Origin of the sequence: Streptomyces sp. NPDC051684 (genome assembly GCF_044453445.1) — a bacterium.
Taxonomy (GTDB): Bacteria; Actinomycetota; Actinomycetes; order Streptomycetales; family Streptomycetaceae; genus Streptomyces.
The window spans coordinates 1-13,696 of sequence record NZ_JBITCS010000081.1; the positions used below are offsets into that span (position 1 = coordinate 1).

Below are 13,696 nucleotides of genomic sequence, written 5' to 3' on the forward strand. Positions count from 1 at the left end.
CGCGTCGTGCCGGAGCAGACGGCCGGCGCCGGCGACGTCGCCACGGCGGCGGACCCGAACGTGCTGCAGCAGGACGTGACGCAGCGCATCGCGGCCGGTCCGCAGAAGTGGAAGCTGCTGGTCACGCTGGCGGAGCCTGGCGACCCGGTGGACGACGCGACGAAGGTCTGGCCCGCGCAGCGCACGACGATCGATGCGGGCACGCTCGTGCTCGACCGCGTGGAGGCGCAGGACAGCGGGCCGTGCCGCGACGTGAATTACGACCCGACGGTGCTGCCGCAGGGGATTCAGGTATCGGGGGATCCGTTGCTGGCGGCGCGGTCGGCGGCTTATGCGGATTCGTATCTGCGCAGGACGAGTGAAGAGGCCGGGGTAGCGGGCGTGGCGCGATTGAGTGGGGAGGGACGGTGATGAAGGCTTCGACGACGTTTGGCTTGCCGGCGCGGGTGCTGCACTGGGTGATGGCCGCGATGATCATCGCGATGCTGTTCATCGGGGTGGGGATGGTGGCGTCCGTTTCCGAGCGGCATGCGCTTCTGGTGGCGATTCACAAGCCGCTGGGCATTGCCGTGCTGGTGCTCGTGTGCGTGCGGATCGTGGTGCGGGTTCTGTCGAAGCCGCCGGCGCTGCCGGAGGATCTGCCGTGGTGGCAGAAGGTTGCCGCGCACGGTTCGCATCTCGTGCTGTATGCGCTGATGCTCGCGATGCCGCTGATCGGCTGGGCGATGCTGTCGGCGGGCGGGTATCCGGTGACGCTGGGCGGTGGTGTGCAGCTGCCGGCGCTGGTGTCGGCTGATCCGGTGACGTTCGCGTGGCTTCGGGTCGCGCACCGGGTGCTGGCGTATCTGTTCTTCGCGACGTTCCTCGCGCACTTTGCCGCTGCGCTGTATCACGGGCTGATTCGGCGGGACGGTGTGGTGAGGGCGATGGTGGGGCGGTGAGCGGCGGAGGATTGCGCTCGATGCGGCGGGGCGGTTCACGGGCAACCGGGGCTGCTCCCGCCGTGTCGCATATATATGAGCGGAGGAAAGGTTCAGCGACCTCCGCTACCACATGTCAAAATAATTTCACAAAAGGGGTTGCGGAAACTGAGGCAGGTGCTTAGAATCACGCCTCTTTCGCGCTAACGGAAACGCGGCGCGGGAGAAGGGAAGCGGTGCTGTTGAAGTCGGTTTTATCGATTCCAGTGCTGACGAAATTAAACCGCAGTCGTCGCAACGAAGTAGTTAAAAAAGTTGTTGACGGATTTAAAAAAACGGTTGATAATCTCGCTTCTCTGCTGCTGAAAACGCAGCGCTGCCGGGAAACACGAAGTTCCTCGCAGAATGCTCTTTAAAAATTAACAGCCGATAAGTGTGGGCGCTTGATGGCAGCGAGCTGATCCTCGGATCAGATAGCGAAAGTATCAAGAGTCTCACACTAAAGTAAGTCAGGTTTATGAAGTGATTCATATTCCTGTCAGCTTTGAGTGAGCGACCGGTTCTTAACTGAACCGAAAACAGTAACAGGTTTAAACTGAAGAGTTTGATCCTGGCTCAGATTGAACGCTGGCGGCATGCCTTACACATGCAAGTCGAACGGCAGCACGGGTGCTTGCACCTGGTGGCGAGTGGCGAACGGGTGAGTAATACATCGGAACATGTCCTGTAGTGGGGGATAGCCCGGCGAAAGCCGGATTAATACCGCATACGATCTACGGATGAAAGCGGGGGACCTTCGGGCCTCGCGCTATAGGGTTGGCCGATGGCTGATTAGCTAGTTGGTGGGGTAAAGGCCTACCAAGGCGACGATCAGTAGCTGGTCTGAGAGGACGACCAGCCACACTGGGACTGAGACACGGCCCAGACTCCTACGGGAGGCAGCAGTGGGGAATTTTGGACAATGGGCGAAAGCCTGATCCAGCAATGCCGCGTGTGTGAAGAAGGCCTTCGGGTTGTAAAGCACTTTTGTCCGGAAAGAAATCCTTGGCTCTAATACAGTCGGGGGATGACGGTACCGGAAGAATAAGCACCGGCTAACTACGTGCCAGCAGCCGCGGTAATACGTAGGGTGCGAGCGTTAATCGGAATTACTGGGCGTAAAGCGTGCGCAGGCGGTTTGCTAAGACCGATGTGAAATCCCCGGGCTCAACCTGGGAACTGCATTGGTGACTGGCAGGCTAGAGTATGGCAGAGGGGGGTAGAATTCCACGTGTAGCAGTGAAATGCGTAGAGATGTGGAGGAATACCGATGGCGAAGGCAGCCCCCTGGGCCAATACTGACGCTCATGCACGAAAGCGTGGGGAGCAAACAGGATTAGATACCCTGGTAGTCCACGCCCTAAACGATGTCAACTAGTTGTTGGGGATTCATTTCCTTAGTAACGTAGCTAACGCGTGAAGTTGACCGCCTGGGGAGTACGGTCGCAAGATTAAAACTCAAAGGAATTGACGGGGACCCGCACAAGCGGTGGATGATGTGGATTAATTCGATGCAACGCGAAAAACCTTACCTACCCTTGACATGGTCGGAATCCCGCTGAGAGGTGGGAGTGCTCGAAAGAGAACCGGCGCACAGGTGCTGCATGGCTGTCGTCAGCTCGTGTCGTGAGATGTTGGGTTAAGTCCCGCAACGAGCGCAACCCTTGTCCTTAGTTGCTACGCAAGAGCACTCTAAGGAGACTGCCGGTGACAAACCGGAGGAAGGTGGGGATGACGTCAAGTCCTCATGGCCCTTATGGGTAGGGCTTCACACGTCATACAATGGTCGGAACAGAGGGTTGCCAACCCGCGAGGGGGAGCTAATCCCAGAAAACCGATCGTAGTCCGGATTGCACTCTGCAACTCGAGTGCATGAAGCTGGAATCGCTAGTAATCGCGGATCAGCATGCCGCGGTGAATACGTTCCCGGGTCTTGTACACACCGCCCGTCACACCATGGGAGTGGGTTTTACCAGAAGTGGCTAGTCTAACCGCAAGGAGGACGGTCACCACGGTAGGATTCATGACTGGGGTGAAGTCGTAACAAGGTAGCCGTATCGGAAGGTGCGGCTGGATCACCTCCTTTCCAGAGCTTCTCGCAAAGTTGAGCGCTCACGCTTATCGGCTGTAAATTTAAAGACAGACTCAGGGGTCTGTAGCTCAGTCGGTTAGAGCACCGTCTTGATAAGGCGGGGGTCGTTGGTTCGAATCCAACCAGACCCACCATTGTCTGGCGGTAGGTACCTGAGGTTATCTGTACTCATGGGGGCATAGCTCAGCTGGGAGAGCACCTGCTTTGCAAGCAGGGGGTCGTCGGTTCGATCCCGTCTGCCTCCACCAATCACCAACGCTAAGGGCTTGGTTCAGACACTGAACCGAGAATTTTGCATTGGCGATTGAGCCAGTCAGAGTGATACGTAGTATGTATCGGCTGTCGTTCTTTAACAATCTGGAAGAAGTAAGTAATTTGGATAGCGGAAGCGTCTTGAGATGGACGTGGAAACTATCCGGGTTGTGATTGTATCGATGTATCTCAAGATGATTCGAACTCTATGTTTGACTCAATTGGAATACGGCACAACGCGAGAACTCAACCTGTAGCGACTGTCGCGAGACAGACTCGTTATAGGGTCAAGCGAACAAGTGCATGTGGTGGATGCCTTGGCGATCACAGGCGATGAAGGACGCGGTAGCCTGCGAAAAGCTACGGGGAGCTGGCAAACAAGCTTTGATCCGTAGATGTCCGAATGGGGAAACCCACTCCTTTTGGAGTATCCATGGCTGAATACATAGGCCATGCGAAGCGAACGCGGTGAACTGAAACATCTAAGTAACCGCAGGAAAAGAAATCAACCGAGATTCCCAAAGTAGTGGCGAGCGAAATGGGATGAGCCTTGCACTCTTTATTTGTATTGTTAGCCGAACGCTCTGGAAAGTGCGGCCATAGCAGGTGATAGCCCTGTAGGCGAAAACAGTATGAAAGAACTAGGTGTGCGACAAGTAGGGCGGGACACGTGAAATCCTGTCTGAAGATGGGGGGACCATCCTCCAAGGCTAAATACTCGTGATCGACCGATAGTGAACCAGTACCGTGAGGGAAAGGCGAAAAGAACCCCGGGAGGGGAGTGAAATAGATCCTGAAACCGCATGCATACAAACAGTCGGAGCCTCGTAAGGGGTGACGGCGTACCTTTTGTATAATGGGTCAGCGACTTACGTTCAGTAGCAAGCTTAACCGTATAGGGCAGGCGTAGCGAAAGCGAGTCCGAATAGGGCGTTCAGTTGCTGGGCGTAGACCCGAAACCAGGTGATCTATCCATGGCCAGGATGAAGGTGCGGTAACACGTACTGGAGGTCCGAACCCACTAACGTTGAAAAGTTAGGGGATGAGCTGTGGATAGGGGTGAAAGGCTAAACAAACCTGGAAATAGCTGGTTCTCTCCGAAAACTATTTAGGTAGTGCCTCGTGTCTCACCTTCGGGGGTAGAGCACTGTCATGGTTGGGGGGTCTATTGCAGATTACCCCGCCATAGCAAACTCCGAATACCGAAGAGTGCAATCACGGGAGACAGACATCGGGTGCTAACGTCCGGTGTCAAGAGGGAAACAACCCAGACCGCCAGCTAAGGTCCCCAAATATAGCTAAGTGGGAAACGAAGTGGGAAGGCTAAAACAGTCAGGAGGTTGGCTTAGAAGCAGCCACCCTTTAAAGAAAGCGTAATAGCTCACTGATCGAGTCGTCCTGCGCGGAAGATGTAACGGGGCTAAGCTATATACCGAAGCTGCGGATGCGAGCTTTGCTCGCATGGTAGGAGAGCGTTCCGTAAGCCTGCGAAGGTGCCTTGTAAAGGGTGCTGGAGGTATCGGAAGTGCGAATGCTGACATGAGTAGCGATAAAGGGGGTGAAAGGCCCCCTCGCCGTAAGCCCAAGGTTTCCTACGCAACGTTCATCGGCGTAGGGTGAGTCGGCCCCTAAGGCGAGGCAGAAATGCGTAGCTGATGGGAAGCAGGTCAATATTCCTGCACCATTGTTAGATGCGATGGGGGGACGGATCGCGGAAGGTTGTCCGGGTGTTGGAAGTCCCGGTCGCTGCATTGGAGAAGGCACTTAGGCAAATCCGGGTGCGGAATTCAAGGGTGTGGCGCGAGCTCCTTAGGGAGCGAAGCAATTGGAAGTGGTTCCAAGAAAAGCCTCTAAGCTTCAGTCTAACGATGACCGTACCGCAAACCGACACAGGTGGGCGAGATGAGTATTCTAAGGCGCTTGAGAGAACTCGGGAGAAGGAACTCGGCAAATTGGTACCGTAACTTCGGGATAAGGTACGCCCTTGTAGCTTGACTGGCTTGCGCCAGAAGGGTGAAGGGGTTGCAATAAACTGGTGGCTGCGACTGTTTAATAAAAACACAGCACTCTGCAAACACGAAAGTGGACGTATAGGGTGTGACGCCTGCCCGGTGCCGGAAGATTAAATGATGGGGTGCAAGCTCTTGATTGAAGTCCCGGTAAACGGCGGCCGTAACTATAACGGTCCTAAGGTAGCGAAATTCCTTGTCGGGTAAGTTCCGACCTGCACGAATGGCGTAACGATGGCCACACTGTCTCCTCCCGAGACTCAGCGAAGTTGAAGTGTTTGTGATGATGCAATCTACCCGCGGCTAGACGGAAAGACCCCATGAACCTTTACTGTAGCTTTGCATTGGACTTTGAACCGATCTGTGTAGGATAGGTGGGAGGCTATGAAACCGGAACGCTAGTTTCGGTGGAGCCGTCCTTGAAATACCACCCTGGTTTGTTTGAGGTTCTAACCTTGGCCCGTGATCCGGGTCGGGGACAGTGCATGGTAGGCAGTTTGACTGGGGCGGTCTCCTCCCAAAGCGTAACGGAGGAGTACGAAGGTACGCTAGGTACGGTCGGAAATCGTGCTGATAGTGCAATGGCATAAGCGTGCTTAACTGCGAGACCGACAAGTCGAGCAGGTGCGAAAGCAGGTCATAGTGATCCGGTGGTTCTGTATGGAAGGGCCATCGCTCAACGGATAAAAGGTACTCTGGGGATAACAGGCTGATACCGCCCAAGAGTTCATATCGACGGCGGTGTTTGGCACCTCGATGTCGGCTCATCTCATCCTGGGGCTGTAGCCGGTCCCAAGGGTATGGCTGTTCGCCATTTAAAGAGGTACGTGAGCTGGGTTTAAAACGTCGTGAGACAGTTTGGTCCCTATCTGCCGTGGGCGTTGGATATTTGAAGGGGGCTGCTCCTAGTACGAGAGGACCGGAGTGGACGAACCTCTGGTGTACCGGTTGTCACGCCAGTGGCATCGCCGGGTAGCTATGTTCGGAAGAGATAACCGCTGAAAGCATCTAAGCGGGAAACTCGCCTTAAGATGAGATATCCCTGGGGACTAGATCCCCTTGAAGGGTCGTTCGAGACCAGGACGTTGATAGGTCAGGTGTGTAAGCGCAGTAATGCGTTCAGCTAACTGATACTAATTGCCCGTAAGGCTTGATCCTATAACAAGTCTGCCTTGTAGATCTGCGCCGTGCGACAGCACCGGCTGCGATCCAAAGCGACAAGTTGGATTCTCGTGTGTGATACACACAACTCAAGATTACTGCTTCTTCCAGGATTGGTTGTGCTGCGAAGCCAGCGCAACAACCCTCTTTGCCTGATGACCATAGCGAGTCGGTCCCACCCCTTCCCATCCCGAACAGGACCGTGAAACGACTCTACGCCGATGATAGTGCGGATTCCCGTGTGAAAGTAGGTAATCGTCAGGCTCCCTAAGCCAGAAACCCCCGCCCGAAAGGCGGGGGTTTTTGCATTTCAGCGACGGAAATGCGTGTGAAGCGGGCAAGGCCCGATTCATTTGAAATCAGAGAGCATCACTCGCTTGCCAAGAATTCTTGTTGGCTGGCGATCAGCGATGCGCCACATGCAGTCTTCATCCCGTCCAGCGCAACGGCGCGGCCTTCAATAGTGTACTGGCTGGAGCCCTGAACGATCGGGTAAGCTTTCAACTTATGGGTCTGCTTTCAGGTTGTGCTATCTACGTGTCGGGTGTCGTAAATGTTGAAAAGTCGCCCCATTGAATTTATTGGAGTTTTTCACTAACTCTGTCACGGCGTTTCGAGCTTTTTGACGCGAATAGTGAAAAAACTCGGCAGTCACGCCACAAAACGTGAAAATTTTTGCGGGTGGACCGCAGAGGCTCGCGGCACAAGGCTCTGCGCCGCGCGAACTGAGAGTGGAACTGATAGGCGTGAATCGCACGAGCATCGCGAGCGGCGGAAAATCTGCGAGGGTGGGACGCCGCGTCCCGCGAGCTGGCTTCAACTGACCCTGGCCCCGAACACGGCCGACCCCATTGTGAATCCTCTGTGGAGTACGGCCATGAAATCGGATCGGATCTGTGCCGCCTGCGGCACACCCTTCACTCCGCTCTCACACATCCCTCATCAACGCTTTTGCTCGGCCAAGGCATGCCAGCGTGCTCGCCGGCGTGCATGGCAGCACCAGCGCATGCGAGTCGATCCCGACTATCGCGAGAACCAGATCCGCGCCCAGGCCAGCTGGCGGGCCCGACATCCTGACTACTGGCGGCACTACCGCGAGACGCACCCGGCCTATCGCGATCGCAATTGCGCGATGCAGCGACGACGAAATGCACGGCGGACTGCTGGTGCCATTGCAAACATGGACGTGTGGCCGGCCTGTCGCCCGTTGGCATCTGGGTTCTACATCCTGCGCAACGCGGTTGAGGCAGGCGTTGCAAAGATGAACGCGTGGACGGTGCACATCGCCGTGCTATCTGAGCCAAGGCCGGTTCCGGCGTGATTGCAAAGAGATGACGTGTACGAAAAGAGTCTATGGCCTGCTACCTTGGCTGTGTACTCGCTCGCATTCGACGTCATTGCAAGGCGCGACGCGTTCACCGATACAAATCCCCTAATCGATGCCGGGGATGGCGCAGCGAGGGGCGGTTGCCAGTCGGAGCTGGATCGTGGACCTCGATTGCACATGCGAATCCGTTGACGAGCAGGCCTGCAGGATGCGGGCTGCTGAATACGTTCGGATGTCGACGGAGCACCAGCAATACTCGACGGAGAATCAACGTGATCGCATTCGCGACTACGCTGCTCGTCGCGATCTTGAGATCGTGCGGACCTACGCCGACGAAGGTAAAAGCGGTTTGCGTATCGATGGGCGCCAGGCGCTGCAGCAACTGATCCGGGACGTGGAAACCGGCATGGCCGATTTCCAGGTCATCCTCGTCTACGACGTAAGCCGCTGGGGACGATTCCAGGATGCAGACGAAAGTGCCTATTACGAGTACATCTGCCGGCGTGCAGGCATCCAGGTCGCCTATTGCGCTGAACAGTTCGAGAACGACGGCTCGCCAGTTTCGACGATCGTCAAAGGTGTGAAGCGTGCGATGGCCGGTGAGTACAGCCGCGAGTTGTCAGCGAAGGTCTTCGCTGGCCAGTGTCGGTTGATCGAGCTCGGTTTCCGGCAAGGCGGACCTGCAGGCTATGCGTTACGCCGGATCCTCGTGGACGAACATGGCCTCATGAAGGGGGAATTGCAACGCGGCCAGCACAAGTGCCTGCAGACGGACCGCGTCATTCTGATGCCAGGCCCGGATAGCGAGGTGCGTATCGTCAACCTGATCTACAGCTGGTTCATCAATGAGTCACTCAATGAGCACGAGATCGCCGCACGCCTGAACGGCATGAACGTTCAGACGGACCTTGGGCGACCCTGGACTCGGGCAACGATTCGGGAGGTGCTGACCAACGAAAAGTACATCGGCAACAACGTCTACAACCGTGTGTCGTTCAAGCTGAAGAAATCTCGTGTCACGAATCCGTCGGAGATGTGGATACGCAAGGAGGGTGCGTTCGAACCCCTCGTGCCGAGCGAAACGTTCTATACAGCGCAGGGCATCATGCGGGCGCGGGCCCGGCGCTACTCGAGTGAGGAGCTTATCGAGCGTCTGCGAAACCTGTATCGAAGCCGAGGCTTTCTATCCGGCGTCGTGATCGACGAAACGGAGGGTATGCCGTCCACCTCGGTCTACGTGTATCGCTTCGGTAGCTTGATTCGTGCGTACCAGACGGTTGGCTTCACGCCCGGCCGTGACTATCGTTATATCGAGACGAACCGCTTCATTCGGCAACTGCACCCAGAGATCGTTGCCGAGACGGAAAAGAAGATTGCGGATCTCGGCGGATCCGTGTCGCGTGATCCGGCGACGGACCTGTTGACCGTGAATAGGGAATTCACTGCCTGCATCGTGCTGTCACGGTGTCAGGTGCGCAGCAGCGGCCGTAACCGCTGGAAGGTGCGGTTCGACACGAGCCTGCTGCCGGATATCACCGTCGCAGTCAGGCTGGACCAGAGCAACTCGACTGCGCTCGACTACTACCTGCTGCCGCACATCGACTTTTGGCAGCCTCGCATCAGCCTTGCGGACTGGAATCCGATCGAGTTCGAGAGCTATCGCTTTGACACGCTGGACTACTTATACGGCATGGCACAGCGTGCTCGACTGAGGAGACGAGCATGACTCAGCGTGAACAGCCCGGTGAGGTTCGGATGATCCCGATCAGCCAGATTGAGGTGATCAATCCTCGCGAGCGTAATGGTCGAGTTTTCGACGAAATCGTCAGCAACATCAAGACGATCGGCCTGAAGAAGCCGATTCTGGTCACGCCGCGGGCAACGGCCAGTGGCGTGGAGAAGTACCTTCTCGTGTGTGGGGAGGGACGACTGAAGGCGTTCCGATCACTCGGCGAAACGACGATACCAGCCCTTGTGGTGAGCGTGAGCGACGAAGACGCGTTCATCATGAGCCTGACGGAGAGGAGCTAGCGACTTTGCCGAAGTATCTGGCAGAACGTGTATGGCCGAGCGGGAGTCCAGCATGACCGGCGTAGCACTTGGGTTCATTCCCGAACCACTTTCCGTTCCAATCGCGAGCATCTTGCCATCGCGACGCACGCCTGCCGGCATGATGAACTCGCGAAAGTTCAAGCAAATCAGAAGCTCCATCGAAGAGGTGGGCTTGATCGAGCCGCTTTCCGTTACGCCGGTCGACCAGGCATCGGGCAACCACGTCCTGCTCGATGGGCATCTGCGATTGATCGCGTTGCAGGAGCTCCAGTTCAACACCGTGTCCTGTCTAGTTGCAACTGACGACGAGAGCTACACGTACAACAACCGCGTCAATCGACTATCGACCATCCAGGAGCACTTCATGATTCGTCGGGCGGTTGAACGAGGTGTGTCCCCGGAGCGGTTGGCGAAGGCGCTGTCGGTAGATGTGTCTCAGATCATCAAGAGGATGGCATTGCTGGATGGGATTTGCGCTGAAGCGACCGAGCTCCTGAAGGACCGGCAGTTTTCGCCGGAGCTCGCGCGAGCGCTCCGGAAGATGAAGCCGACGCGGCAAGTCGAATGTGTTGAGCTCATGGTGGCAGCAAACAACCTGTCCGTCTCGTACGCTGAAGCGTTGCTCGTTGCGACGCCGGCTTCGCGGCTGGTCGAAGGGAAGAAACCGAGGAAGCTTGCCGGCGTGAGCCCCGAGCAAATGGCGAAGATGGAGCGGGAGATGAGCAATCTGCAGGGGCAGTACAAGGTGGTCGAGCAGACTTATGGACAGGACGTGCTCAACCTCGTGCTCGCAAAGGGCTATCTCGCGAGGCTGCTTGAGAACGAATCCGTGCGCCAGTACCTGCAAGCCCAACAAGCGGATTTGCTATGCGAACTGCAGTCCGTCGTCGATACGATCGCCTTAGAGCAGCCGGCCCTCGATCCCACTGCCTGAGCTCAGATAGTTTGGCGGAGTATCGTTTCAAAAATCGGTCTGCTGATCACGAAAATTGCGTGATCCAAAATTCGTATGTTGAGACGTTGCGAATTCGTCTAAAGAATTTTACCTTTATGTCGTTATGCGCTTAAAGGGGCTCACTGCGTGTTGCAGTCGAGTGGTTCCATAGCCTAGATCGTGAAAATAATGAGCAATATGACTTGTACTCACTGCCGCACTGGGGTTCCGCGCGGCGCGACGGTTTGCACCGGGTGTCAGGCTGAAGTTGAGTATGGGCCCGCAAGAGGACTTTTCGGCGCGGCGCTACTTGCTGCCGCGTTCGCGGGCTATCAAGCGCATCGCCACCTGCCCGAGTCCATGTCAGTAGGTGGCTGGGTTACAGGTGCAGTGGTGTTTGTTGGGCTTAGCCTGCTCATACAAAAGATGTTCGGCGACCGCGTCGTGTTTAAGCGCGTGTACAAAACCCGGCGATAGCTGCAGAGCATCACGATTTCTCAGTCGGCCATGTATCGGCGAGGCTGCTCATATGTGCCTGTCATGGATCGGAATGAATGCCCTCTTCTAACTACTGCCGGCAAGTAGACCGAGCGCCTCACGAAGTAGCGCTATTGTTGATGTCCGGGCAGAACTGACCCACTAGAGCTGGAAATTTTCATCGAATTTTGACCCACGTGATTGAATGCTCTGCTCAATCTTTGAGCAGGGGATACAAAGGTGATCACGGTGGGTATATTGGCCAAGATCAGGCGGATGTATTTCCGCGAGAAGGTCCCGTTGCGCGAGATTGCGCGGCGTACGGGCCTGTCCCGAAACACGGTGCGCCGCTGGCTGCGGCAGACTGATGCCGTCGAGCCGAAGTATCCGAAGCGCGTCAGCCCGAGCGTCATCGACGACTGGGCCGCACAGCTGACAGGTTGGCTGCGTGCCGACAGTCATCGCCCGAAGCGTGACCGGCGCACCGCCCGGTTCATGTTCGAGGCGATCCGCGCCGAGGGTTACGCCGGCAGCTACGGCCGCGTAAGCGCGTTCGTGAGGCGTTGGCACGAGGAGCAGGCTGAGGCGCCTCGCAGGAAGGCCTTCGTGCCGCTCGCCTTCGAACCCGGCGAAGCCTTCCAGTTTGACTGGAGCTGCGAATACGCGTTTGTTGGCGGGCTACGGCGACGCCTGGAGGTCGCCCACGTCAAACTTAACTCCAGCCGCGCGTTCTGGCTCGTCGCCTATCCCACACAGAGTCACGAGATGCTGTTCGATGCGCACGCCCGCGCATTCGCCGCGTTCGGCGGCGTGCCGCGGCGCGGCATCTACGACAACATGAAGACCGCCGTGGACAAGGTTGGCCGCGGCAAGGAGCGTGCGGTCAACGCGCGCTTCGAAGCGATGTGCAGTCACTACCTGTTCGAGCCGGAGTTCTGCAACCGGGCTGCAGGCTGGGAGAAAGGCATCGTCGAGAAGAACGTTCAGGACCGGCGACGTCAGATCTGGCACGAAGCAGCGCTACGGCGCTGGGAAACGCTGGAGATCCTGAACGAATGGGTCGCTGGTCAGTGTCGTGAGGCGTGGCACATGCGGCACCCGCAGTGGCCTGAGCTGACAGTCGAGGATGTGCTGCAGGACGAGCGTACCCGGCTGATGCCCAATCCACGGCCGTTCGACGGCTACATCGAGCAGACCCTGCGAGTCTCGTCGACCAGCCTGATTCACTTCCAGCGCAACCGCTACAGCGTGCCCACCGAGTACACGAACCAGCTGGTGAGCGTGCGCTGCTATCCGGCATATCTCAGCGTCGTCGCCAACGCCCAGGAGATCGCACGCCACGAACGCAGCTTCGAGCGGCACATGACCTTCTACGATTGGCGCCACTACGTCACGTTGGTCGAGCGCAAACCCGGCGCACTGCGCAACGGCGCGCCGTTCATCACGATGCCGCAGCCGCTGCAACTGCTGCAGCGGCATCTGCTGAAACACCCGGGCGGCGATCGCGTCATGACGCAGGTGCTCGCTGCGGTGCGCGAACACGGGCTCGATGCGGTGCTGCTCGCCGTACAGGCTGCGCTGGATTCAGGACGCCCCAGCGCAGAGCACGTCCTGAACGTGCTGAGCCGGCTGAAGGCGCCCGTCACGAATGGCAGCCTCGCCACGACGAAACTCCAGCTCAAGGAAGAGCCCGCGGCCGACGTGAGCCGTTACGAGACGCTGCGCGCCAACCCACCGGAGGATCGTCATGTCTAACGATATCGCGGCCCAGCTCAAGGGTCTTAAACTGCACGGCATGGCGAGCACGTGGCCGGAGCTGCTCGCGCAGTCGCGCCACACGGACTTCGAGCCGGAGCGCTTCATGAAGCAGCTGTTGATGGCTGAAACCGCCGAACGGCAGGTGCGCTCGATTGCCTATCAAATGACCGCTGCGCGCTTCCCGGCCCACCGCGACCTGAAGGGCTTCGACTTCGCGCAGGCACACGTCGACGAAGCGCTGGTGCGCGAACTGAGCGAGCTGTCGTTCCTCGAAAGCGCGCACAACGTCGTGTTCATCGGTGGTCCGGGCACTGGCAAGACGCACCTCGCCTCAGCGATCGGAATCGAAGCCGTACAGCGCCACGGCAAGCGTGTGCGCTACTTCTCGACCGTCGAGCTGACCAACGCCCTGGAGCAGGAGAAGTCCATCGGCAAACAAGGCCAGGTCGCCCACAAGCTGATGTACGTCGATCTGGTGATTCTCGATGAGCTGGGCTATCTGCCGTTCAGCCAGACCGGTGGTGCATTGCTGTTCCATCTGCTCTCAAAGCTTTACGAGCACACGAGCGTCGCGATCACGACCAATCTCAGCTTCGGCGAGTGGGCGAGCGTGTTCGGGGATGCAAAGATGACGACAGCGCTGCTGGACCGCGTCACCCATCACTGCCACATCGT

The 13,696-nt window shown here is 57.4% G+C and carries 9 protein-coding genes, 2 tRNA genes and 3 rRNA genes; 13 read left to right on the plus strand and 1 reads right to left on the minus strand.

The genetic code is table 11. The features are described 5' to 3' along the window. From ACIA8D_RS41300 to rrf, 7 genes are all read left to right on the plus strand, one after another. The coding region (locus ACIA8D_RS41300) for a catalase (protein WP_399240618.1) at positions 1-411 on the plus strand (411 nt) is incomplete at its 5' end. After that, entirely contained in the window at positions 411-941 is a 531-nt protein-coding gene (locus tag ACIA8D_RS41305; RefSeq protein WP_171026769.1) for a cytochrome b, read from the plus strand. The genes ACIA8D_RS41300 and ACIA8D_RS41305, both read left to right, overlap by 1 nt. A 571-nt stretch (positions 942-1,512) precedes the next feature. Continuing rightward, positions 1,513-3,045 (plus strand): 16S ribosomal RNA (locus ACIA8D_RS41310). A 63-nt stretch (positions 3,046-3,108) separates the two neighbouring features. Then, positions 3,109-3,185 (plus strand) — tRNA-Ile (locus tag ACIA8D_RS41315). A 38-nt stretch (positions 3,186-3,223) separates the two neighbouring features. Next, positions 3,224-3,299: transfer RNA gene (locus ACIA8D_RS41320), tRNA-Ala, on the plus strand. A gap of 289 nt (positions 3,300-3,588) precedes the next feature. After that, positions 3,589-6,470, plus strand: a 23S ribosomal RNA gene (locus tag ACIA8D_RS41325). Between the two features lie 154 nt (positions 6,471-6,624). Beyond that, positions 6,625-6,737: ribosomal RNA gene (gene rrf, locus ACIA8D_RS41330) — 5S ribosomal RNA — on the plus strand. The 16S, 23S and 5S rRNA genes sit together here with 2 tRNA genes alongside, the layout of an rRNA operon. Positions 6,738-6,842: 105 nt before the next feature. On the opposite strand, the gene ACIA8D_RS41335 is transcribed toward rrf, so the two are convergent. Further along, a complete protein-coding gene (locus tag ACIA8D_RS41335; RefSeq protein WP_198108122.1) occupies positions 6,843-6,977 on the minus strand; it encodes a PAAR domain-containing protein in 135 nt (44 codons plus the stop codon). A 502-nt stretch (positions 6,978-7,479) separates the two neighbouring features. Between ACIA8D_RS41335 and ACIA8D_RS41340 the strand changes: the two genes are divergently transcribed. From ACIA8D_RS41340 to istB, 6 genes are all read left to right on the plus strand, one after another. Further along, on the plus strand, positions 7,480-7,794 hold the full coding sequence (locus ACIA8D_RS41340) for a hypothetical protein (protein ID WP_232357157.1): 315 nt from the start codon (positions 7,480-7,482) through the stop codon (positions 7,792-7,794). Between the two features lie 214 nt (positions 7,795-8,008). Further along, the gene (locus ACIA8D_RS41345; protein ID WP_375805167.1) at positions 8,009-9,526 is read left to right on the plus strand and encodes a recombinase family protein; all 1,518 of its coding nucleotides are present in this window, start codon (positions 8,009-8,011) and stop codon (positions 9,524-9,526) included. Beyond that, on the plus strand, positions 9,523-9,831 hold the full coding sequence (locus ACIA8D_RS41350; RefSeq protein ID WP_375805168.1) for a ParB N-terminal domain-containing protein: 309 nt from the start codon (positions 9,523-9,525) through the stop codon (positions 9,829-9,831). Before ACIA8D_RS41345 ends, ACIA8D_RS41350 begins: the two co-directional genes overlap by 4 nt. Positions 9,832-9,883: 52 nt before the next feature. Continuing rightward, on the plus strand, positions 9,884-10,786 hold the full coding sequence (locus ACIA8D_RS41355; protein WP_069353979.1) for a plasmid partitioning protein RepB C-terminal domain-containing protein: 903 nt from the start codon (positions 9,884-9,886) through the stop codon (positions 10,784-10,786). A 726-nt stretch (positions 10,787-11,512) separates the two neighbouring features. Further along, on the plus strand, positions 11,513-13,018 hold the full coding sequence (gene istA, locus ACIA8D_RS41360; RefSeq protein WP_098552671.1) for an IS21 family transposase: 1,506 nt from the start codon (positions 11,513-11,515) through the stop codon (positions 13,016-13,018). Further along, the coding region (istB, locus tag ACIA8D_RS41365; protein WP_105815947.1) for an IS21-like element helper ATPase IstB at positions 13,011-13,696 on the plus strand (686 nt) is incomplete at its 3' end. The genes istA and istB, both read left to right, overlap by 8 nt.